The sequence below is a fragment of the Bacillus gaemokensis genome, assembly GCF_001590835.1.
GTDB lineage: Bacteria > Bacillota > Bacilli > Bacillales > Bacillaceae_G > Bacillus_A > Bacillus_A gaemokensis.
The window spans coordinates 176,573-199,562 of record NZ_LTAQ01000070.1; the positions used below are offsets into that span (position 1 = coordinate 176,573).

A 22,990-nucleotide genomic window follows, 5' to 3' on the forward strand; every position below is an offset into this window, starting at 1 on the left:
GCCTTCCCCATTAATCAATTTGAAAGGAACAATCACGACACAAATTGATTATGGTTTCATTCAGTTTATAATCGTATAATACTGTATCTAGTCAAAAAAATAAACTAGTTTTTTTTATTTTTTTTGTAAATTATTTTTCCATCAATCATAGTTAGTACGGGCTTGGATAAGTAATGAAATGGATGATGAGTCCATAAAACAAGATCAGCATCTTTTCCTGCTTCAATACTACCAATTCTTTTCTCTAAACGTAAATTTCGAGCTGGGAGAATTGTAATACCTTCTAGTGCAATTTTCTCATCTAATCCTTCCCTGACAGCGATGGCTGCACAAACATTTAAATATTGGATTGGCGTATAAGGATGGTCTGTTGTGATCGAAACTTCTATCCCATGTTTTGATAAATTATGGTATGTAACCCATGACTTATTTTTTAATTCGATTTTTGAACGACGTGTAAGGGTTGGACCAACAGAGACCTTTAAGTTGTGCTTGGCGAGCTCGTTTACAATGAAGTGTCCTTCTGTACAATGTTCAATACGTAAATCAAGATTGAATTCTTTTGCAAAGCGAAGGGCCGAACTAATGTCATCAGCGCGATGTGCATGAATACGTACAGGGATTTCACGGCGCAGTGCTTTTAGAATAGGAAGCATTCGAAAATCAGCATCGTTTCCATAGTGTTGTGCTTCATAGAAAGATTCGCGAAGTAAACCCATAATGCCCATACGAGTAATGGATTCTTTTGTGCCATTACTGTGAACACGTTTTGGATTTTCTCCAAAGGCAATTTTTAAGCCGGCGGGTTCTTGAATAATCATATGATCGATACAAGTTCCAGCAGTTTTAACTACACATGTGGTACCACCGATAATATTTTGACTTCCTGGCATAACATGGACAGTTGTAATCCCGTTTTGAACAGCATCTTGAAAAGCGATATCAAAAGGATGGATGCCGTCTAAAGAGCGGATATGTGGTGTTAATACTTCAGATGTTTCATTAGCATCATTTCCTGCCCATCCAGTCCCTTCATCATATAGTCCAAGGTGAGTATGCACATCGATAAATCCCGGTAGAAGGTGAAGAGCTTTTGCGTTAATAACGGTCATATCTTGAGTCGGCTCAATATGTGGTTGTACAGCAGTAATTTTTTCTTGTGTAACTAATACATCTCCTTGAAACTTTGGAGAGGTAATAGGATATACAATGGCTTGCTTGAGTAGTATTTTCATAAATACCTCATTTCCATTGGCTGATAATATTTTAAATTAATAAAGAGAATAATGTAAAAGATTTATCCTGATATTCAAGGGTAGTAGTGTCTTCATCTTCATGATTTAGAAAAGGCAAGATGTTAGGTGGAGAATAATCTACCTATAAAATCCTGATTAGAGTTTCACTTTATGTTAGAAGTACTACAGTGTATGCGATACAATATTTTGTAATGCATGCTTTAATGTGGGAAAAGAATATTGGTATCCATGTTGTATTGCTTTTTCGGGTAATACATGTTGTCCTTGTAACACAAGCATACTCATTTCTCCCAGTAAAGCATGTAGTGCGAATGCTGGAACGGGAAGCCAATGTGGGCGATGTGTGATATTTGAAAGTGTTTTTCCGAAATCTTTCATTATTATAGGTTCTGGAGCAGTAATATTAAGAGGGCCTTCTATTTCTTTCGTTTGTATAGCAAAGTCGATCATACGAATAGCATCATCTAGATGAATCCAAGAGAGCCATTGATTACCAGAACCAATTCTTCCACCAATATATAATTGATAGGGAAGTAACATTTTAGGAAAGGCGCCTCCTTCTTTTCCTAAAACGACTCCAAAGCGTGTATAGACGGTTCTAATTCCAAGAAAATTAGCATGAGCAGCTTCTGCTTCCCATAAACTTACTGTGGTTGCTAAGAAATCACTCCCATGTTCTCTATTCTGTTCAGTGAAAATTTTTTCTCTAGATGTCCCATAATAGCCAATAGCACTAGCGTTAATAAAAGTGTGGGGTTTTGTTTGTAATGTCTGTAATTGTCTAATTAGCCCTTTGGTGGTGTGAAGGCGGCTTGTTACAATACTATCTTTTTGCGCTTTGGTCCATCGACCGTTATTAATAGATTCCCCAGCTAGATTCACAACGACATCAATAGAATTGAGCGGAAATGTATGTGAATTGGCATCCCATTGTACGTGTTGGATGTTAGAATCAGGGGCATTTTTGTTTATTTGCCGGGTAAGAATATAAATTGTATGTCCTTTTAGGCTTAAAAATTTAGCTAATTGTTTACCAATAAAACCAGTCCCTCCAGAAATCGCGATTTTCAAAGGAAATCCCCCTTCATTATATATATTCATGAAAAGTAAAATTGTCACGTAACTATGTTAAAATAGTAGCGAGGTGAAGAATATGGCTGTCATTACAAAAGTAGAAGTGCAAAAACGAACGAAAGAACGATTTAATATTTATATTGATAGAGGACAAGGTGAAGAATACGGGTTTAGTGTGAATCAAGTAGTCTTAATCAAGTACGGGTTGCAGAAGGGTTTAGAAATTGATGAAGTAGAGTTAGGCAATATTTTGTACAATGAAGAAGTACAAAAAGCATATTTGCAAGCAATTTCCTATTTATCTTATCAAATGAGGACGAAACAGGAAGTGGCAGAATATTTGCAAAAAAAAGAAACCGGACAAGCCATCATCTCTGAAGTTGTTTCAAAATTATTACATGATCGCTATATTAATGATAAAGAGTATGCAATTTCGTACGTGCGAACTCATAGTAACGTGAATCAAAAGGGACCGACTGTTATTAGGCGGGAACTTCTCGGTAAAGGTGTTCAAGAGGTAATTATTACTCATAGTTTACAAGAGTATTCGAAAGAAAAGCAAATCGAAAATGCCTTTGCAATTGTAGAGAAAAAGAAAAAGTCCTATCAAAAGCATTCTTTTTTACAAATGAAGCAAAAATTAGAAGAGATGCTAGTTCGTAAAGGATATCTTCGGGATGTAATTCAAATTTGTTTAGAAGAATTGAAAGATGAAAAGGATCATTCGCAGCAGTTGGAAGCTTTGATACATCATGGGAATAAATATCATGAGAAGTATAAAAAGCATGATGGATGGATGTATGAAAATAAGATGAAACAAGCATTATACCGAAAAGGGTTTTCTATTGATGAAATAGAGACCTTCCTACAAATGAAATGTGAAGAGGGATGAGGAAATATGATGAATATGCCAAAGCGCTATAGTGAGATGACACCGCATGAGCTTAGGGAGGAAATTGGCATTTTAAAAGAACAGGCTGTGAAGGCAGAACAGCTTGGTATTGTGAATGAATTTGATGTATTAATGAGAAAAATGGCAATGGCTCGTGCTTATATGATCGATATAAATAAATTTCAGATCGGTGAAACGTATGAACTTATAGAAGAACCTGGTGTATTATTTACGATTACGTATTTCAATGGGGTATTTGCTTGGGGGCATAAGATAAATAATGATGAAGAAATAGGAATTCCAATCTCATTGTTGCAAGAAAAATGAAAACCAGAGAGTGAATTTCTCTGGTTTTCACCTTTGGTAGGCGTTAAAGGAGATAGGAGATACTAAATTTGGCGTTTTCTCATTTCATTCGCCAATATAATGAGAGACTGGGTTTGTTGCGTTTGTCCATTTACTTGTGCTTTCGCATGTTTCGGACGTGCCCACGTAGGATTAAATAATTCAGAACGACGGTCTAAATGATTACGATAGCTCATCTTTATCACCTCGTGTAGGAAGTTAATTGAAATAACCTGTATAAATGGACTACTTGTGTTACTCTTCCTGCTGATTTGCAGCACGCATACGTTCCTGTGGGTGCGTGTTAATCGTGCCGTTAGGTCTTTTCGAAGCAAAACGAGATTTTGCTTTCGGTTGACCTTCGATTTTGCTGTTGTTTTTTGACTCAGACCAAAATTCGGCTTGTCTACCCAAGAAGAACGCCCCCCTCATTATAAAGTGATACTTGTTAAGAAGTATCACTTATAGAATGTGTAATGTAGAAGAAAATATCCTTTGAAAATAAAATAAAGAAGTGAATAAAAGGAGAAATAAATGATGAATGATAGGTATGAAACATTAACAAAAGAATTACTTGAAAAAAATAGCTTTCTTTCTTATTCCCAGGCACGTGCATGGATTGAGTTATTGTGGGAAGATTTCCAGACGACATACGCAAAGTCTGGGCGTTATCAAGGTGAAGAAATGACGGAACAAATAGTCAGAACATGGATTCATAATCATGGTGAACGTCTTCATGAAATTCGAACAAGCAATCCTAAATATAGTCATTTGATTAATCAAGATGATCATTTAAAGCATTAAAAAAGCGACCTCTTTTGGTCGCTTTTTTAATGTGGAACCAATTCCAACTTTTTACGCAGTTTTTCTTCACTAAAAATCCAACCCGTATAAGAACTAATAATATTTAAATTTTGATCTAGCTGGACGATTGCGACGAAAGGATAATAATCTTTACTACGATAGCGTAAATCAATGAAACGGACTTCATAGTAGTTGTCATAATCGAAAATATCCCAGCGATATACGGGCGAAAAAGATAAAAAGGCTGAAATATTTTCATCTTGCTGTGCTGCTTGCATAATTTCATTATTCGGAAGTGGAATGCGGTTAAATTTGTCATACACCATAATGTGTCCACGATGCCAGCGAGCGACATAGTAATGTTCTTTTGTAACAATTGCTAAATGGTAGTGATAAAATCGATAAGAAGGAGAAATAATGATTTTTTCTACATTTTTAAACCGTTTATATACTACGCTTTTAACATTTTGTCGCATTATGATACGACCGATATAGTAGACAAACATTAATATATACGCAGCTAAGGCAGTATATCCTTTATGAGAACCGACAAGCATGCATGCAATAGCAAGTATATGGATAAAGAAGATAACGGCGTCAAAAGTATTAATGACACCGAGTGCTACCCATTTTCTTGTAAAGGGACGCAATGCTTGTGTACCATAGGCATTGAAAATATCAACAAACACATGAAGAAAGACGGCAATAAATGACCAAAGTAGTAGATGAAGATATGGAGCTTCGGAAAAGAAGGCAAAAGCAATTCCACTTATAAGAAATGACCAAAGAATAACGGCAGGAATGGAATGAGTAATTCCGCGATGATTTCGTATATATTTTGCATTATTACGTAATTTTAAGACAGTATCAATATCAGGAATATTGGAGCCAGCAATCGTTGCAAGCATAACTGCTTGTGGTCCGAAATCACTTTGACTAATGGCTGGATCTAAAGTTGCTAAACCACCTAATGTGACCCCCATAACAAGGTGAGTGGCTGTGTCCATGAAAATACACCTCCGCTTTTTTATTAATGTAACTCTTTTTATTCGATACCTCAAGGCATTTGCCTTCTATTTCCTACATCATCTTACTTAAATTTTTTCCTAAAATCTTTATAATAGTACGTATATGCAAAATAATGAGGGGGACCAAGTTTGACACTTGAAGTATTAGATGATTTTAATATAGAGCAGTTTCAAGAAGATTTAATCGGTTGGTTTAAAAAAGAACAACGTGATTTACCATGGCGTAAAAATAAAGATCCATATCGCGTTTGGGTTTCAGAGATTATGCTGCAGCAAACACGAGTGGAAGCTGTAAAACCATATTACGCAAATTTTATGGGAAAGTTCCCAACGCTAGAAGCATTGGCTGATGCCGATGATGAGGAAGTATTAAAAGCATGGGAGGGCCTTGGTTACTATTCTAGGGCACGAAACTTACATGCAGCAGTAAAAGAGGTAAAAGAAGTATACGGCGGGACAGTACCGAATAATGTGAAACAAATTGAAAAATTAAAAGGTGTTGGTCCATATACAAAAGGTGCGATTTTAAGTATTGCATATGGAATACCAGAACCGGCTGTAGACGGAAATGTTATGCGTGTGTTATCACGTATCTTATCAGTTTGGGATGATATTGCAAAACCGAAGACACGAAAAATATTTGAAGATATTGTACGTGAAATCATTTCGACAGAAAATCCATCGTATTTTAATCAGGGATTAATGGAATTAGGGGCACTTATTTGCATTCCCAAAAACCCAGCTTGCTTACTTTGTCCTGTTCGGGATCATTGCCGCGGCCATGCAGAAGGTGTGCAAAAGGAATTACCGGTTAAAAGTAAAGCAAAAGCTCCTAAAATGGTACCCCTTGTTGCGGGGGTACTACAAACAGAGGATGGAAATTATGTAATCAACAAAAGACCGAGTACGGGTTTACTTGCGAATATGTGGGAATTTCCTAATGTTGAAATTGGCGAGGGAATTCGTAATCATAAACAGCAACTTACCGACTATATGAAAGAAAATTTTTCTCTTTCCGTTTCAATTGATGAATATGCAATGAATGTTCAACATACATTTACACATCGTATGTGGGATGTATTTGTATTTTATGGAAAAGTAACAGGGGATATTGTAGAGACAGATACATTAAAATTTGTATCGAAAGAAGGATTTGAAAGATTGCCTTTTTCAAAATCACATCGTACAATTTATGAAGAATGTGTTAAAAAACTCCAGCCGTAATGGTTGGCGATAGAACGTGTTCCCGAATTCGGGAACACGTTTTTTAATCATAAGAAATTTTAGTACCGTGAGTCCAATCAGCTTCGGCCCTTTGCAAGCCACCACGTGATTCAATCTCTTTAATAATTTCTTTATAGATTGTTTGGCCTTCTGCATTTAAGTAAGGCATGATTTGCTGCAACGAATGATGAAAATAAGCTAATTCGTCTTCTTTCCATTTGTTCTTTGAAATCATAGTAAGTTCTGTCATATCGCGTCCAATGTACATATTCACACCTCCATCATATGTAGTTTGAATGAGAGCCGAGAGATATATTCGCTAATTTAAGAATGAATTTACGGATATCTTCTTCTGGGATTGGTTATATTATTGATTGTGGAGGTGAGAAAAATGAGTAAACAACAAGGTTACAATAAAGCAACTTCTGGTGCTAGTATTCAAAGTACAAATGCTAGCTATGGTACAGAATTTGCTACTGAAACAAATGTACAAGCGGTGAAACAAAAAAATGCACAATCAGAGGCAAAGAAAGCACAAGCATCTGGTGCTCAAGGTGCAAATGCTAGCTACGGTACAGAATTTGCCACTGAAACAGATGTACATGCAGTGAAAAAACAAAACGCACAATCAGCAGCGAAAAAATCACAATCTTCTAGTACAAATCAGTAACTAAGGGAAAAACACTTCTCGATTCAAGAGAAGTGTTTTCTTTGTGTGTATACGATGAGACATAATGACATTTGTAATTTTACTTTGAAAGCCGACATAACTTCTAATAAGTCAACAAATGTAGTCAAAGGAAAAATAAGCTGAATATTAGAAGTTATTCAGTAGAAATGTATCCAAGGTAATTAATGATTAGTAAGAGTGTATAAAAAAGGGGGCAAGTAATGAATTTATTTGATAAGTTGGTAGGAGAGCAATTGCAAACAATGGATGAGCTGTTAAAGCTACAAGCACATTTGGAAAAATACCAGCAGATTGAACTTAGTGAGCAAGAAAAGTGTGATAAAAAAGAGTTACATTTTATTCGGCAAGAAATATATAAAACAGAGTTGGCATTAAAGTTGCTACATGAAAAATTTGAGCAGCAAACAAATGAAGTAATTCATTCTTTTGAAACTGAAAAAATCATATCTAGATAAAGGAATAACATTCCTTTATTTGTTATTTGAAAAAGCCTTTTCTTACTAATTGAAGAAGGGCTTTTTCCTCATAGTAAGATACAGCTTGGAATTAAAATAGAATTCATCAGTGCTCATGAAAGTTGAATTCTATTGCTTTAGTTTTAAAATTTCGACAAAAAAGTTATAATAGAAAAAAAGTGAATGCGGTTCAATTCGTTTTTAAAAGGAACGACACGAGTTAAGGAAACTTTAGAAGGGCATTCGCAGTGAAAGAAGGGAGCATGTATGGGATTTCCCAAAGAAGGAGAAAAAGTACAAATACATAGTTATAAACATAATGGCTCCATTCATAGAATGTGGGAAGAGACTACAATTTTGAAAGGGACCCAAAGTCTTGTAATTGGCGCGAACGATCGGACTGTAGTAACGGAATCAGATGGTCGGACATGGATTACGCGTGAACCTGCAATCTGCTATTTTCATTCAAATTATTGGTTTAATGTTATCGGTATGTTAAGAGAAGGGGGCGTATACTACTATTGTAATTTAAGCTCTCCGTTCGCATATGATTTTGAAGCGTTAAAGTATATTGATTATGATTTGGATATTAAAGTATATCCGGATATGACGTATACTCTTTTAGATGAAGATGAGTATGAGAAGCATAGTCAGATGATGAATTACCCTCCAGTGATTGATACGATTCTAAAAAGAAATGTAGAGTATTTAACGCAGTGGATCCATCAAAGAAAAGGTCCATTTGCACCTGATTTTGTAGACATGTGGTATGAGCGATATTTAATGTATAGAGATTAGAACAAACCTGCAGGGAAAATTCCCAGCAGGTTTGTCCTGTTAAGGGGGGGGGGATTGTATGGGAGCGATCAATCGATACTTACAATTTGTGAAACCATATCGTTGGCTTATTACGATTACAATTGTGATTGGTTTAATTAAATTTGGAATTCCACTTATTATGCCTTGGTTATTAAAGTATATAATTGATGATGTGATTCAAGGAACTGGTTCGCTTCAAGAAAAAACTTCACAATTAATAACAGTAATTGGGATTGCTTTTTTTATTTTTGCTGTACTAAGACCGCCAGTTGAATATTATCGTCAATATTTTGCACAGCGTATTGGAAATACGGTGCTTTATGATTTGAGAAAACATATTTTTGGGCATCTGCAGAAGCTAAGTTTACGCTATTATTCGAATACAAAAACAGGTGAAATTATTTCACGTGTGATTCATGATGTAGAGCAGACAAAGGATTTTGTTATTACAGGGCTTATGAATGTTTGGCTCGATACAGCGACGATATTTATTGCAATTGTAGTGATGTTTTCTATGAATATAAAATTAACGCTTGTAGCTTTGCTAATCTTGCCAATTTATGCAGTTGCAGTGAAATACTTCTTCGGGCGTCTGCGTAAATTAACGAGAGATCGTTCACAAGCGTTAGCGACGATGCAAGGATATTTACATGAGCGCATTCAAGGGATGCAAGTGACACGAAGTTTTGCGTTAGAAGAGTATGAAAAAGAGCAATTTGAAAAGCGAAATAATGAGTTTTTAACGAAAGCACTGAAACATACGAGCTGGACAGCAAGGACGTTTTCTACCGTAAATACGTTAACGGATCTGGGGCCACTGCTTGTTATTGCTTTTGCAGCATATGAAGTAATTCAAGGTTCATTAACGCTCGGTACAATGGTAGCTTTTGTTGGCTATATGGATAGTTTATATAGCCCACTTCGCCGCCTTGTTAATTCTTCTACGACATTAACGCAGTCTTTTGCTTCAATGGATCGTGTTTTTGAATTGTTGGATGAAAAATATGATGTTGTGAATGTACCCAATGCAATACAGCAACAAAAATTAAAAGGTGAAATTGTATTTAATCAGGTATCATTTCGGTACAATAAGGATGAAAAAGATGTATTACATCAACTTTCGTTTAAGATCAGGCAAGGAGAGAAAGTTGCACTGGTTGGAGCAAGTGGGGGCGGGAAGTCATCCCTTGCGAGTTTAATTCCACGTTTTTATGATGTTTCCAGCGGTACAATTTATATGGATGGCGTGAATGTAAGAGATTATAATGTGAGGAATTTACGTAGTCATATTGGTATTGTATTGCAAGATAATTTATTATTTAGTGATACGATTCAATCGAATATTTTATATGGAAACCCAAAAGCTACGAGGGAAGAAGTAATTGCTGCTGCAAAAGCAGCACAAATTCATACTTTTATTATGAATTTACCAGACGGTTACGAAACGATTGTTGGGGAAAGAGGAGTAAAGTTATCTGGTGGACAAAGACAGCGTGTAGCAATTGCACGTGTCTTTTTGAAAAATCCATCGTTACTTATATTAGACGAAGCGACATCAGCCTTAGATTTGGAAAATGAACGGAACATTCAAGATGCCCTTCAAACATTAGCTGCGGATCGAACAACGATTATTATAGCTCACAGATTAGCGACCATTACACATGTAGATACAATTATTTATATAGAAGATGGTGAAATTAAAGAAAAAGGTTCTCATGAGCAACTTATGCAAAAGAGAGGGTATTATTATAATCTATATCAAATTCAACATATAACAGAAACAGCTCCTTTAGCATAAAAGGAGCTGTTTTTCTATTCATCTTCTTTTTTTTCATCAATTTGTAGTTCGTCTTCTGGTTTATGGTACGTGTAAAAACTATCTACAAGTAAATCTAAATGTTCAACTTCTTCACTGTAATTAATGATGGAAGAAATAAGAGGGAAGAGATGTAACCATATGTTATATGATTCCTCATCATCTTTATTTTGATAATCCATAAAGATATCAATTAGCTCTTGTTTCCCTGTTTCAACTTCATCCAGCATTTCAACTGACTGTTGTTTTTTTGCTTTACCAATGAACTTTAATAAAACTTGCTCATGGTAGTGTGTTAAGGAATCCAGTTCGTTTTGAATGGATTCTTGAAATGCCTCTGGCATATATCGTAATTCATTTTCAGTACGATGTAATGCCTTTAATGTACTTAGAGCGCGGCTCGTCGTTGCTAACATTTGTCTAAATAAGACGAGTTTACGAATTTTAGCAAATTGTACTTTTTTTGTATAACTTCTTTCTTCTTTATAAAGTAAGTAGTAGTGATTTAATTTAATCATTTTTTCTTTCATACGATCAATATCTGTTTTAAGTGTTGTAAAGTCAGAAGCTTGCCTGCTGTTCATACGAATCCATTTCACAATTTCTTCTGTATTATCAACGATTCGATGATATAGTTTTGTTTCGTATTTTGGCGGCATAAATACTAAGTTTACAATTGAAGCCGCAATAATTCCGGTCATAATAGTCGCAAATCGAAGTAGTGCGAAATCAAAGAAATTTGTTCCTTGATATTCCATAATGGCTATGACCGTTACTAAAGCAATTGATATTGTGTTTTCTAAACGTAATCGTAGTGTTAGAGCGATAACTAATATACAAGTTAATCCAATAATAAAAGGATTGTTTCCAAAAGCAAATGCAAATGCGATAGCGAATACTGCACCGATTACGTTTGCTTGAATTTGCTCTAGTGCTGTCAAATACGAGCGGTATACAGACGGTTGTACAGCAAAAATTGCTGAAATCCCCGCAAATACTGGACTCGGTAGTTGGAGTATAGTACAAGCAAATAAAGCTAAAGTAATGGCAATACCCGTTTTTAAAATGCGAGCACCAAGTTTCATACCCTTATTAATATCCTTTCTCTCTTGTCATAATGAATGTACAACATGATACTATACATTCATTACAATATGTTAGCAAGTGATATTTTAGTGATGTTCAAAAAGTTCTGTAAAGATAGCTACCGCATTTCTTCGCCAGTCCGGTACTCATGTAGTATAAGCTACACTCCGTATCCTCCTGGCTTCTGCGCCTCGAACTGCTCGGCTCTCTTTATCCTCTTTATTGAACACGTATTTTTAGTGGAAAAAACTGCTGAATTTCAGCAGTTTTTCAAATTGTTACTATAGATTACTATGTGGTGCTCGCTTCGTCAATTGTAAGTGAAAGTAAATTGCTGCTAGATCATTCAGTTGAAACAGATGGATCTGCTTGTTCTTTTTTCGGGATAATTTCATAAAAGTGAAGTTGAATATCGTCTAATAATGGTGTTAAAAGAGCAACTTCTTCGTATTGCTCGTGCTCATTTAATACACGAATGTAGTCTAATAATAATTCTGTGATGTCTGATATTCCATTTTTGCTAATTGGTTGTAATGTGACATTGGCTCCTTTTGCAACTCGTCTTTTTAAGGCTGATTCTGTTAAGCCGAGTTCCGGGTGATGGCGTAAATATACGACCCCACCGGTCATACCAGCGCAAATCCATGGTCCAGGATCACCTAAAACAAGAGCGCGACCATTTGTCATATACTCGAAAGCAAAGCCTTTAATATTCGAATGAATACCGAGGTTACCATGTTCTTTTTCGCGAAGAGCTTTTGTAACCCTACCTCCAATAATCATATCAGCTCCGGATAGACGAATACCAGCACGGGCATCGGCATTTCCTTGCACATATAAAGCCCCTTTTTGTGCACCATATCCGAATCCTTTTCCGACAGAACCGTTATAGTATGCACCATCTTTTCCTTTTGCCTTTGTAATGTAGATACCGCCGCCAAATGAAGTTTTCCCGATGCCGTCTTGCGCACCACCATTTACGTGAATAAATAACTTTTCACTGTTGTAGGCACCTAATCCGTTTCCGGGAACAGAACCATTTGTATACTTTAATGTAAGTGGTTCAAGATTATTGTTTTCATACAATTTACTGCGAACGCGGTAGCATGATTCAAGTCCCCCCATTACTCTTTGATCCACACCGACACCAACTAATTCCTTTGATTTGGAATAATCGGTAGTTGTATACTGGTTTTGTTCAACTGCTATTACAGAAGAGGAGGAGCTGTCTAAAGTTTGTAATAAATTGTATAAGTCTAATAATTCAGTTCCGCGAGTTTGTTCTAGTAAATCAGATCGTCCGACAATTTCTTGTAAATTCGTATAACCGAGCCCGCCTGTTAAACGTTTCAGTTCTGTGCCGAAAGTAGTGAATAAATGTAATAAACCTTCTACAGCATTTTCAAATTGGCGTGGAACAAAGCGGCGTAGTCCATGTTCTTTTGCTTGAGCTTCTGATTCAATTTGTGTTGCAATCCCAACGTGACAAGTATCTAAATGACATCCCCGGCAAGTTGTACAACCAATTGCAATCATGGATAGGGTACCAAAGCCAATCCGATTTGCACCGAGTAGCATAATTTTAAGAGCATCATTTACACTACGAATACCACCGTCTGCCCAAATCTCTACATCATGCCTCATATTGGCTTCTAATAAGGCGTTATGAGCTGCTTTTACCCCAATTTCAACTGGAAGACCAACGTGCTGTAAGGCATGAATCCGTGCAGCTCCTGTTCCACCATCGAATCCACTGATATTAATAAAATCAGCACCTGCTTTTGCAATTCCTACAGCGATTGTTCCAATATTAGGAACAACTGGAACTTTGACAGCGACCTTTGCAAGTTGGTTCGCTGTTTTAATTTCTGTAATGATTTGAGCTAGGTCTTCAATCGAATAGATATCATGGTTATTAGATGGAGAAATTAAATCGGAACCAATTGTTGCATTACGTGCTTCGGCAATTTTAGAAGTCACTTTTGATCCAGGTAAATGTCCACCTTCACCAGGCTTTGCGCCTTGCCCAATTTTTATTTCAATTAAATTTGATGAGTTGAGTAGTTCAGCGTTTACTCCAAAGCGACCTGAAGCGATTTGCTGACCACGTGTATGCGGATATTTCCCGATCATATCTTTAATTTCTCCGCCTTCACCATTTAAACTAATCATATTAAGACGATTAGCTGCCTCTGCATAAGCACGAAAAGCAATTTCATTTTGAGAACCGAAAGACATGGAACTAATAATAAATGGTAAATCATGTTGCTTAATCTTAATTGAAACACGCTCAGTTGGAACAATCTGTTCTGTTTCTTTGGTTTGGACAAGGTGTCGAATTGTAATAGGCGTTTTTTCTTCTAATTCAGCTAATTTCTCGCGATATTCATCATAACCATTACCTTTTGCCACATCACCAATTGCTTTCCAAATTCGCGGGAATATATGAAATGTTTTTCGCATTCGGATTTTTGGGTTGCTATAATCAAGCGCCCGAGCTTTCGCATCAGTTGTAAGTGATTCAAGTGAAAAGGCTAATGTATTCGATCCTAAGAAATTTGTGATTTGTAATGTATTTGCGATTTCTTCATGTAAGCCAATGGAAGAGAAGAGACGGCCGTAACCACGTAATTCATGAATGCCAATTGTTGAAATTACTTTTTCAATCCCTTTGTTTAAGGCTTGATATAAGTTAATAATAGGTGTTGTAGTACCATCATTTACAGTTGCGAACATTAAGTATGGATTAATAACATCAGCACCTAAACCATATAGTGTAACAATATCGTGCAAAGAACGAAGTGCACCAGATCTTATAACGAGAGAACATTTTCGGCGTAATTTATATTCGGTTAATACTTGGTGTACTTTTGATGTAACTAAATGTGGATCGATCCATAATTGTCCATTGTGATGAGCCTTTGCATCATCTAATAATAAAAGTGTAGCTCCTTTTTTAATGGCTATTATAGCCTCAGAACTAATTCGATTTAACGCCTCATGTAAATTTTCTGATGGTGTAAAGGTAGCGGATATTGTGTAAACAGTGCTATGAGTGACGAATAGTTGAATAAGTTGTTCATATGTGAGTGTTTCAAAATCTTCAGCTATGGATTGTGCTAAATTTCCCTCTAATATAATTGGTGATAAAAGTTCAGTGACAAAAGGGTGCTTGTTTTCTTTAAATAAACTAGGACGCTCTCCTAGCACTGTACGTATAGAAAAGTGTTCGATTTCTCTATCTCGATCAATCGCTGGGTTTGTAACGACAGCCACGCTTTCTTTTATAAAATCAGCGATGTTTCGTCTATCTGTATCGAGAGCTGCAAGGGGTGCGTCATGTCCAAGTGAACGAATTGGTTCAACACCTTTTGTTGCCATTTGTTCAAGGAGTTGAATGTGCTCACGATCCCATCCAAAAGCTACGTATTGCTGTGTTTCAACTTGTGAGGAATCTGATAGCCCTTCAATTTTTTCTACAACTGGAGTTGATAAATTGAAGCGATAGTCAGTAAAATCAATACGCTGTTTTAAGCGATTGTATACTTCTTCTTGGTATATTTCATATTCATAGAGAATGAGTTCACCTTGTTCATTCCACTTTAAACCTACCTTTTCTCCAGGAGCGAGTGATTTCGGTTCTGCTACATATTCAGTTGGTGATACAACACCAGGTTCAGAAGAAAAGATATAAGAATTTTCTGTTTCTATTTTCCAAACTGGTCGTAAGCCGAGTGAATCGACACTAAAAACAGCTTCATCCTTATAACGTGAAATAATGCCAGCTGGACCTTGAGCAAAGTGTCCCCAGGACTCCCGAATATACGTGTATAAATCTTGTAAGTGTGGCTCGTATAATTTAATCTCATTAATAATTGGCGGAAATAATATATCCATTGCTTCGAACAAGCTATAGTTGTAGTGAACAAGGAGAGTTTCTAAGGTGCGATTTAAATCTTGAGAATCACTACCTCCAGCAGTAAGTGCTACATCAATCATTTCAGCTTGATCACGTAATTTGGCGATTGTGTTAATTTCCCCATTATGTCCGAGGACGCTAAATGGTTGTACGCGAAAAAAGTTAGATAATGTATTTGTGGAATAGCGATTGTGTCCAAGTGTCATTGTAGACGCGATAAGTGGGTGATGTAAGTCATCATAATAAGCAACGAGTGTATCACCTGCACCAAGTACTTTATAGACAACATGATCGTGGCTTAATGAAGCAACATGAACTGCTTCGTTTTTTTCAATTGCAATTGTTAAAGAGAATAGTGTTTGATTAATGTTTGCATTCTCTCTTTCTGCAATAAGGGCAACTTGCCAAAATAAAGGTTCCTCTTGTTTTCCAAGAGGTCCAAGTGCATCAGAATTTATAACGGTATCACTCTCGAAAATAATTGTAAAATCTTCGCTATTTAATTTTGTACGTATACTATCTTTTAAATGAGCTAGATTTTCTTTTTTGTTTAGAAAAAAATGTCCAACGATAAAGTGGGGATGATCCACAATCGCTGGATTATATCCGCTGCTGTTTAGCTTTTCTTTCCAAAGGGCCTTTGGTACATCGATATGAACACCGATGCCATCACCTTCACCATTAATGAAGCCAGCACGGTGATTCATTTTTACAAGTGATTGGATACAAAGATCGATGTTTTCTTTTGTAGGAATATTTTGTTTTTCCATAACGGAAACGATTCCACACGCATCATGTTCTGCATTTGCATAATTTCGAAATAAAGACGGTGTCCATGTATTTGTTTTATTGAGCATCCGTCAATCCCCCCTCTGAGATATAAAATTTTGAATAATCTTACTATTTAAGGTGTGAATTACCTTGTATACAAAGTTAATGAACGATATAACACGGAAATAAAACGGATAATTATGAATAATTATACTATTAATATGAGATTTATGAAATAGAAAAAAGAAAAAAGTAGAGGATGGCCTCTACTTTTTTCTTTTTTCTACGCCTTTTATTGTAATTTTGCTAAGGCAGCAAATGCTCTGCCGACAGCCTTGATTGTATATTCAATGTCTTCTTTTGTATGTTCTGTTGTTAAGAACCATGCTTCATATTTAGATGGCGCTAAGTTAATTCCTTCGTGAAGCATAAGTTTGAAGAACTTACCGAACATTTCCCCATCTGTATTCTGAGCTGCATCATAATCTTCAATTGTATCCGTCGTAAAGTATACTGTTAATGCACCCTTTAGACGATTCACTGTAATATCAATGCTATGTTTTGCAGCTTGTTCTAAAATACCTTTTTCAAGCGTTGCTCCAAGTTCATCTAATTTTTCGTAGAGGCCTTCTTGTTTCAATACTTCTAAGCACGCGATACCAGCTGCCATAGAAGCTGGGTTTCCAGCCATTGTACCAGCTTGGTAAGCTGGGCCAAGCGGAGCAACTTGTTCCATAATTTCTTTTTTACCACCATATGCACCAATTGGAAGACCGCCACCAATAACTTTACCAAGTGCTGTTAAGTCTGGTGTTACACCAAGTAAATCTTGAGCACCCCCGTACATAAAGCGGAAAGCTGTAATTACTTCATCATAAATAACCAATGCGCCAGCTGCGTGGACAAGTTCATTTACTTTTTCAAGGAAACCAGGTTTAGGCTCTACAATCCCGAAGTTCCCAACGATTGGTTCGACAAGAATAGCGGCTACTTCATGTCCCCATTTATCTAGCGCTTCTTTTAATGTTTCTACATTATTAAAAGGAACTGTAATCACTTCTTGTGCAATACTTTGAGGAACACCAGCAGAATCAGGAGTACCAAGAGTAGAAGGACCAGAACCAGCTGCTACAAGCACTAAATCTGAATGACCATGGTAGCAACCAGCAAACTTCATAATTTTTGTGCGACCTGTGTAAGCGCGAGCTACACGAATTGTTGTCATAACAGATTCTGTACCAGAGTTTACAAAACGAACTTTATCTAAAGCGGGCATTGCTTCTTTTAACATTTTTGCAAATTTTACTTCTAGTGCTGTTGGTGTTCCATATAGTACACCATTTTCAGCAGCTGTTTTAATTGCTTCTGTTATGTGCGGATGTGCATGTCCTGTAATAATCGGGCCATATGCAGCTAAATAGTCGATATATTTATTACCATCTACATCCCAAAAATAAGCACCTTTCCCGCGTTCCATTGCAATAGGTGAACCGCCACCAACAGCTTTGAAAGAACGAGAAGGACTATTAACTCCACCAACGATATGTTCTAATGCTTCTTTATGTAATGCTTCTGATTTTGTGAAATTCACTACAATTCATCTCCTTACGAAAATCTATGTATTATTCTAACATGTTTTTCAAAAAGACGTATTATTTGTGATAGGAATGGCAGTTGGGTAAACTATTCGTTGTGATATTTAGGAAGGGGGCCCGATTATGAAATCGGTAATTGAGGTACAAGGGTTACGTAAAGAATTTACAGCATACTCAAGTCGTCCTGGCTTAAAGGGTGCATTTCGCGATTTGTTAAATCGAAACTATAAAATAGTACCGGCAGTGAATGATGTATCATTTACTGTAAAACAAGGTGAAATGGTTGGTTATATTGGTGAAAATGGTGCAGGTAAATCAACAACCATTAAAATGTTAACGGGGATTTTAACACCAACATCTGGACAAATTACGGTAAATGGTATGAATCCACATAAGCAGAGAGAAGAATTTGTAAGAACAATTGGTGTTGTATTCGGTCAACGTTCACAGCTTTGGTGGGATATCGCAGTGCAAGAATCATTTCGATTATTAAAGAAAGTATACGGTGTATCTGATAAGCAGTACAAGGAACATATGGAGCATGTTATTGAAACATTAGATATTGGTCCATTGCTAGATAAACCTGTGCGGAAATTATCACTTGGTCAACGAATGCGTTGTGAATTAGCGGCAGCGTTAATTCATAATCCACCATTATTATTTTTAGATGAGCCAACAATTGGATTAGATGTTCTTGTAAAATTGAAAATCCGCGAATTTTTAAAAGAGATGAATGAACGTTATAAAACAACGATTCTTTTAACAACGCATGATATTACGGATATTGAAGCATTATGTGAGCGTGTCATTATGCTTGATGAAGGAAATATTATGTATGATGGATCGTTAGAAAAACTACGTTCGCAGTGGGGAGCAGAAAAAGAAATTCATTTTCAATTTATTTCGCCGGTTTCGTATCAACAGTTATCAATGATCATGCCGGATAGTCATGTAGTTTGGTCGGAGGCGAAGGAAGAACATACATGGATTGCAAAAATCCCGAATGAAGAAGTTATCATTTCTATGTTAATTTCAAAAGTGGTGCAAGCTTTTCAAATTAAAGATTTAAAAATTAATGAAGTATCTACAGAAGAAATCATTCGTAACATTTATGAAGAGGGTATGATTCATGGGTAAGTATATTGAGATGATCCGCATTCGTTTTTTAATGATGCTTGCTTACCGAACAAACTATTATAGTGGGATTTTAATTTATACGATTAACATCGGAGCATATTACTTCTTATGGCAAGCGATTTACAGTGGGAAAGAGAATATTGAAAGTTTATCCATTTCCCAAATGACAACTTATATTGCTATTGCGTGGATGGCCCGAGCTTTTTATTTTAATAATATCGATAGAGAAATTGCGATGGAAATTCAAGAGGGACGCGTAGCTGTTGAATTAATTCGGCCCTATAACTATCTAGGTATGAAAGTCATGCAAGGACTTGGAGAGGGAATATTCCGTTTCGCGTTCTTCTCTATCCCAGGTATGATTATCGTTACGCTATTATTCTCATTGCAAATTACAACGAATTTTCAAACGTGGTTATATTTTTTCCTATCGTTAATCTTCAGTTTTATCATTAATACACAAATTAACTTAATGACTGGAATGTTGACCTTCTTCCTATTTAATAATAGTGGAATTATGTATGCAAAACGTGTTGTTATTGATTTGTTTTCAGGATTATTATTACCAATTAGCTTTTACCCTCTGTGGGCACAAAAAGCAATGGTGTTTTTACCATTTCAAGCAATCAGTTATATTCCAAGTATGATTTTTTCTGAAGGAATACAAGGAAGTAAGGTGTATCAAGCTTTATTATTCCAAATGATTTGGGCGATAGTTCTTATTATTCCAATTGTATTGATGTGGAAGACGGCAAGAAAACGCCTAATTGTACAAGGGGGATGATGAGATGATATATATGAAACTGTTTTTACAATATGCAAGTCAATATATCAAGACGAAACTCGAGTATCGCGGAGATTTTATCGTTGGATTATTATCTGATTTATTATTACAAGCTGTTAATTTAATTTTTATTCTTGTTGTTTTTGGACATACACAAGCATTAAAGGGATGGAGCCGGGAAGAAGTGATTTTTATTTATGGTTTTTTCTTAGTCCCGTTTGCTATTTTCTCTTCTTTCTTTAATATATGGGACTTTAATGACAGATACATTATAAAAGGAGAAATGGACCGTGTTTTAACAAGGCCAATTCATAGTTTATTTCAAATTATATTAGAGCGAATGGAATTAGAGTCTTTAATTGGAGCTATAACAGGAATGATTGTGATGGGATATGCGGCATTGCAGCTTCAGTTATCTTTTTATTGGTACGACTTCTTTCTTTTCTTATTAATGGTAGGGGGAGGAGCACTTGTGTATGGCGGGATATTTGTGACACTAGCGAGTATCGGTTTTTGGTCAGATGCGAAAAGTTCTATTATGCCATTAATGTATAACATAGGAAATTACGGACGTTATCCTGTAAATATTTATAATCGTGTCATCCGGTTCATTTTAACATTTGTATTGCCGTTCGCATTTGTGGGTGTGTACCCAGCTGCATACTTTCTGAGAAAGACAGAATGGAACAGTTATGCATTTGCGACACCGATTGTTGGTGTAATTTGTTTTGTAATCGCAATTACACTTTGGAATTTAGGGGTGAAGAAATATCGTGGTGCAGGTAATTAAAGGTGTGCAAATCTCGGCTCTGAACTTTCTAGCTACTGTGGGATAAATTGTTCTTTATCTTCATACATATAGGTTGAGGTGGAGGACATGTTATGGGGTTTTATTTTATTAATTGCAGCGATCACTATTTTAAGAAGTATTCAATTATTATGGAGCTCGTATTCGGAGTCGAAGCATTTCTTTTCCTTGTATAACTTAACTTCATTATTTCTTATTTATACAACAGTGCTCATTGCATTTGGATTAAGCTATGTTGTATTAGAAGAAAGTGGATTTGCAGTTTTAAGGGAGGATGGAGAGGGACTAACTTACCATTCTTTTCAACTCGTAGAAGTATGTTTATATTTTAGTGCGGTTACTTTATTGTCAGTAGGATATGGTGATGTAACTCCGATTGGGATAGGACGCTGGATTGCGATTATTGAAGCATTAATTGGTTATACATTGCCGTTCGCATTTGTTGTTCGGACTGTCATAGAAAATGAAAAATAAGATAACATTTGTTATAGTAGAAGGAAAAGCAAGGAGTGATGGGAATGGTTGCAGTAGGAGAATTAGCACCAGACTTTACTTTAGAAGGAAGTAACGGAGAACAGATTAAGTTATCAGATTTTCAAGGGAAGAATGTAGTACTATATTTTTATCCGAAAGACATGACACCGGGGTGTACAACCGAAGCTTGTGATTTTCGTGATGCGTATGGATTATTTCAAGAGAAGAATACTGTTATTTTAGGTGTAAGTCCAGATCCAGCAAATAGACATATGAAATTCATCGAGAAGCACGACTTACCATTTGTATTGTTAGTCGATGAAGAGCATAAAGTAGCAGAACAATACGGTGTTTGGAAATTGAAGAAAAACTTTGGAAAAGAATATATGGGAATCGAGCGTTCTACTTTCCTTATTAACAAAGAAGGTGAACTTATAAAAGAATGGCGTAAAGTAAAGGTCAAAGGTCATATTGAAGAGATCCTTTCACAGTTAGGATAATGTTTTATATAAATAGGGAGTAAAGAAAGTTAGTAATTATATAATCCTTAGGGGACATATGTCTATACACTACTTATGATATTTCATACATTGGAAGGGTAGGGCATAAATCCTCAAGACGATAGTATTCCAAGTGCGATTATTTCGCACTTTTTTTCTATGTAAATGTATAAAGGGTGGACAAATATACATAAGAATAAGACTGGGTGAAAAATAAACCACATAGTTATAGTAGAAATATTGACGATTGACAAGAAAAGGAGTACACTCTTTATAAGAATTATAAAATAATAATCCGTATAGAATCGGGGTGCATGACGGTGGTCAAAGAAGAATTAAAAGAAGCGCTAGAAATGCTGAAAAATACGGGTGTACGCATTACTCCACAGCGTCATGCTATTTTAGAGTACCTTGTGGAATCTATGACGCACCCAACAGCGGATGAAATTTATAAAGCGTTAGAAGGTAAGTTTCCGAATATGAGCGTTGCGACTGTCTATAATAACTTGCGTGTATTTAAAGAAGTTGGGCTTGTAAAGGAGTTAACTTACGGAGACGCTTCGAGTAGATTTGATTATGTTACAAGTCAGCATTACCATGTAATTTGTGAAAAATGTGGTAAGATTGTTGATTTTCCTTATGGTGGTTTGGAAAAACTTGAAGATGAAGCTGCGAAAACAACCGGCTTTGTTATTAAAAGTCATCGTTTAGAGATTTATGGCGTATGTCCAGAATGTCATAAGGCATAATATATAATTAAAGAAAGAGGCTGACGATATCGTCAGCCTCTTTCTTTAATTATAAGGAAATGACATAAGTTCTATTTCATGCTTTATAGCTTTTTTTATTGTATTTTTCATCAAACTCTTTTCCTTCTAAATTCCGATCAAGCGTTAAGGGTTGATTGCAATGCATACATGCATCTACACGGCCAAGCATTTTTGTCGGCTTACTACAGCTTGGACAAATAATTTGCACTGTCTTTGTAGACAACATGCCAATCCAAAAGTAAACGACTGTACTAGCGATAACAGCTAAAAAACCAATCATCATAAAAGAGGTCATGATAATAATGTTTTCACGGAAAAATACACCTAAGTATGCAATGAAGAGCCCGATAAATACTAAACTTAATGCAAAGGTCCGAATTTTATTGATTTTGTTCGAATACTTAATCCCCATTCCCATCACACTCCTATAGCAACAATATAACATAAAATTTAGAATTGTTTATCGAAAAGGAGTGGAGTTGATTAAATTCTTTAGATAAGAAAGTGGAAAACGGGATATGAATTTTTTTATGAAAAGTATTGACCATATATATCAAGCATGATATATTAATAACCGTCGCCGATGCGAAACAGCAGAAAGCGAAAAAAGAAATTAAAAAACTTAGTTGACATTGAATAACTGAGATGTTAACATAAGGAAGTCGCAAATGAGCGGCAAACGAGTTCTCTGAAAACTGAACGAAACAAACAACGTGCAACGTCAATTTTTATTTTTATGATG

At 36.0% G+C, this 22,990-nt stretch carries 24 protein-coding genes; 14 read left to right on the forward strand and 10 right to left on the reverse strand.

Annotation, left to right across the window (positions count from 1 at the left end; all coding sequences use genetic code 11):
• Positions 1 to 104: 104 nt before the first annotated feature.
• Both AZF08_RS28035 and AZF08_RS28040 read right to left on the reverse strand, forming a co-directional pair.
• Positions 105 to 1,235: an amidohydrolase gene (locus AZF08_RS28035; protein WP_033677781.1), complete on the reverse strand. Its 1,131-nt coding sequence runs from the start codon at positions 1,233 to 1,235 to the stop codon at positions 105 to 107.
• 183 nt (positions 1,236 to 1,418) lie between these two features.
• On the reverse strand, positions 1,419 to 2,357 hold the full coding sequence (locus AZF08_RS28040; RefSeq protein WP_200875236.1) for a TIGR01777 family oxidoreductase: 939 nt from the start codon (positions 2,355 to 2,357) through the stop codon (positions 1,419 to 1,421).
• Between the two features lie 52 nt (positions 2,358 to 2,409).
• On the opposite strand from AZF08_RS28040, the gene recX reads away from it, so the two are divergent.
• Positions 2,410 to 3,222, forward strand: a complete 813-nt coding sequence (gene recX / locus AZF08_RS28045; protein WP_033677785.1) for a recombination regulator RecX — start codon at positions 2,410 to 2,412, stop codon at positions 3,220 to 3,222.
• Between the two features lie 9 nt (positions 3,223 to 3,231).
• The gene (locus AZF08_RS28050; RefSeq protein WP_033677814.1) at positions 3,232 to 3,549 is read left to right on the forward strand and encodes a YfhH family protein; all 318 of its coding nucleotides are present in this window, start codon (positions 3,232 to 3,234) and stop codon (positions 3,547 to 3,549) included.
• 62 nt (positions 3,550 to 3,611) lie between these two features.
• Here AZF08_RS28050 and AZF08_RS28055 read toward each other — a convergent pair whose 3' ends face one another.
• On the reverse strand, positions 3,612 to 3,764 hold the full coding sequence (locus AZF08_RS28055; protein WP_000122139.1) for a YpzG family protein: 153 nt from the start codon (positions 3,762 to 3,764) through the stop codon (positions 3,612 to 3,614).
• 58 nt (positions 3,765 to 3,822) lie between these two features.
• Entirely contained in the window at positions 3,823 to 3,981 is a 159-nt protein-coding gene (locus AZF08_RS28060; protein ID WP_002113845.1) for a small, acid-soluble spore protein K, read from the reverse strand.
• Between the two features lie 123 nt (positions 3,982 to 4,104).
• Between AZF08_RS28060 and AZF08_RS28065 the strand changes: the two genes are divergently transcribed.
• Positions 4,105 to 4,371, forward strand: coding sequence for a YfhJ family protein (locus tag AZF08_RS28065; protein WP_033677793.1), 267 nt, complete (start codon positions 4,105 to 4,107; stop codon positions 4,369 to 4,371).
• A 26-nt stretch (positions 4,372 to 4,397) separates the two neighbouring features.
• Here AZF08_RS28065 and AZF08_RS28070 read toward each other — a convergent pair whose 3' ends face one another.
• Entirely contained in the window at positions 4,398 to 5,378 is a 981-nt protein-coding gene (locus AZF08_RS28070) for a metal-dependent hydrolase (RefSeq protein ID WP_033677795.1), read from the reverse strand.
• Positions 5,379 to 5,528: 150 nt separating this feature from the next.
• On the opposite strand from AZF08_RS28070, the gene mutY reads away from it, so the two are divergent.
• Positions 5,529 to 6,623 (forward strand): A/G-specific adenine glycosylase, encoded by a 1,095-nt coding sequence (mutY, locus tag AZF08_RS28075; protein WP_033677797.1) that lies wholly within the window; start codon positions 5,529 to 5,531, stop codon positions 6,621 to 6,623.
• A 43-nt stretch (positions 6,624 to 6,666) separates the two neighbouring features.
• Here the strand turns inward: mutY and AZF08_RS28080 are convergent, their stop codons facing one another.
• Positions 6,667 to 6,891 (reverse strand): hypothetical protein, encoded by a 225-nt coding sequence (locus AZF08_RS28080; RefSeq protein ID WP_033677800.1) that lies wholly within the window; start codon positions 6,889 to 6,891, stop codon positions 6,667 to 6,669.
• Positions 6,892 to 7,014: 123 nt separating this feature from the next.
• Between AZF08_RS28080 and AZF08_RS28085 the strand changes: the two genes are divergently transcribed.
• The 4 genes from AZF08_RS28085 to AZF08_RS28100 all read left to right on the forward strand — a co-directional run bounded on the left by AZF08_RS28085 (position 7,015) and on the right by AZF08_RS28100 (position 10,386).
• Positions 7,015 to 7,293, forward strand: coding sequence for a gamma-type small acid-soluble spore protein (locus tag AZF08_RS28085; RefSeq protein WP_033677804.1), 279 nt, complete (start codon positions 7,015 to 7,017; stop codon positions 7,291 to 7,293).
• Positions 7,294 to 7,514: 221 nt separating this feature from the next.
• Positions 7,515 to 7,769 carry a YgaB family protein gene (locus AZF08_RS28090; RefSeq protein WP_033677806.1) on the forward strand — a complete coding sequence of 85 codons (255 nt, stop codon included), beginning with the start codon at positions 7,515 to 7,517 and terminating at the stop codon, positions 7,767 to 7,769.
• Between the two features lie 267 nt (positions 7,770 to 8,036).
• Complete coding sequence (gene ntdP, locus AZF08_RS28095; protein WP_033677808.1) at positions 8,037 to 8,567, forward strand: nucleoside tri-diphosphate phosphatase; 531 nt, start codon at positions 8,037 to 8,039, stop codon at positions 8,565 to 8,567.
• 58 nt (positions 8,568 to 8,625) lie between these two features.
• Positions 8,626 to 10,386: an ABC transporter ATP-binding protein gene (locus AZF08_RS28100; protein ID WP_033677810.1), complete on the forward strand. Its 1,761-nt coding sequence runs from the start codon at positions 8,626 to 8,628 to the stop codon at positions 10,384 to 10,386.
• Positions 10,387 to 10,400: 14 nt separating this feature from the next.
• Here AZF08_RS28100 and AZF08_RS28105 read toward each other — a convergent pair whose 3' ends face one another.
• From AZF08_RS28105 to hemL, 3 genes are all read right to left on the reverse strand, one after another.
• On the reverse strand, positions 10,401 to 11,489 hold the full coding sequence (locus AZF08_RS28105; RefSeq protein ID WP_033677812.1) for an aromatic acid exporter family protein: 1,089 nt from the start codon (positions 11,487 to 11,489) through the stop codon (positions 10,401 to 10,403).
• A gap of 343 nt (positions 11,490 to 11,832) precedes the next feature.
• Positions 11,833 to 16,266 (reverse strand): glutamate synthase-related protein, encoded by a 4,434-nt coding sequence (locus AZF08_RS28110; protein WP_033678957.1) that lies wholly within the window; start codon positions 16,264 to 16,266, stop codon positions 11,833 to 11,835.
• Between the two features lie 206 nt (positions 16,267 to 16,472).
• A complete protein-coding gene (gene hemL, locus AZF08_RS28115; RefSeq protein WP_200875243.1) occupies positions 16,473 to 17,777 on the reverse strand; it encodes a glutamate-1-semialdehyde-2,1-aminomutase in 1,305 nt (434 codons plus the stop codon).
• A gap of 121 nt (positions 17,778 to 17,898) precedes the next feature.
• Between hemL and AZF08_RS28120 the strand changes: the two genes are divergently transcribed.
• The 6 genes from AZF08_RS28120 (at position 17,899) to perR (ending at position 22,227) form a co-directional block, all read left to right on the forward strand.
• A complete protein-coding gene (locus AZF08_RS28120; RefSeq protein WP_033678959.1) occupies positions 17,899 to 18,912 on the forward strand; it encodes an ABC transporter ATP-binding protein in 1,014 nt (337 codons plus the stop codon).
• Positions 18,905 to 19,696, forward strand: a complete 792-nt coding sequence (locus AZF08_RS28125) for an ABC transporter permease (protein WP_033678960.1) — start codon at positions 18,905 to 18,907, stop codon at positions 19,694 to 19,696. Before AZF08_RS28120 ends, AZF08_RS28125 begins: the two co-directional genes overlap by 8 nt.
• A gap of 4 nt (positions 19,697 to 19,700) precedes the next feature.
• Entirely contained in the window at positions 19,701 to 20,486 is a 786-nt protein-coding gene (locus tag AZF08_RS28130; RefSeq protein ID WP_033678961.1) for an ABC transporter permease, read from the forward strand.
• Positions 20,487 to 20,573: 87 nt separating this feature from the next.
• Complete coding sequence (locus AZF08_RS28135; RefSeq protein WP_033678962.1) at positions 20,574 to 20,978, forward strand: potassium channel family protein; 405 nt, start codon at positions 20,574 to 20,576, stop codon at positions 20,976 to 20,978.
• Positions 20,979 to 21,022: 44 nt separating this feature from the next.
• A complete protein-coding gene (gene bcp, locus AZF08_RS28140) occupies positions 21,023 to 21,478 on the forward strand; it encodes a thioredoxin-dependent thiol peroxidase (RefSeq protein WP_033678963.1) in 456 nt (151 codons plus the stop codon).
• A gap of 320 nt (positions 21,479 to 21,798) precedes the next feature.
• Entirely contained in the window at positions 21,799 to 22,227 is a 429-nt protein-coding gene (gene perR, locus AZF08_RS28145; protein ID WP_200875242.1) for a peroxide-responsive transcriptional repressor PerR, read from the forward strand.
• Positions 22,228 to 22,303: 76 nt separating this feature from the next.
• Here perR and AZF08_RS28150 read toward each other — a convergent pair whose 3' ends face one another.
• The gene (locus tag AZF08_RS28150; RefSeq protein WP_033679288.1) at positions 22,304 to 22,660 is read right to left on the reverse strand and encodes a YgzB family protein; all 357 of its coding nucleotides are present in this window, start codon (positions 22,658 to 22,660) and stop codon (positions 22,304 to 22,306) included.
• Positions 22,661 to 22,990: the final 330 nt, after the last annotated feature.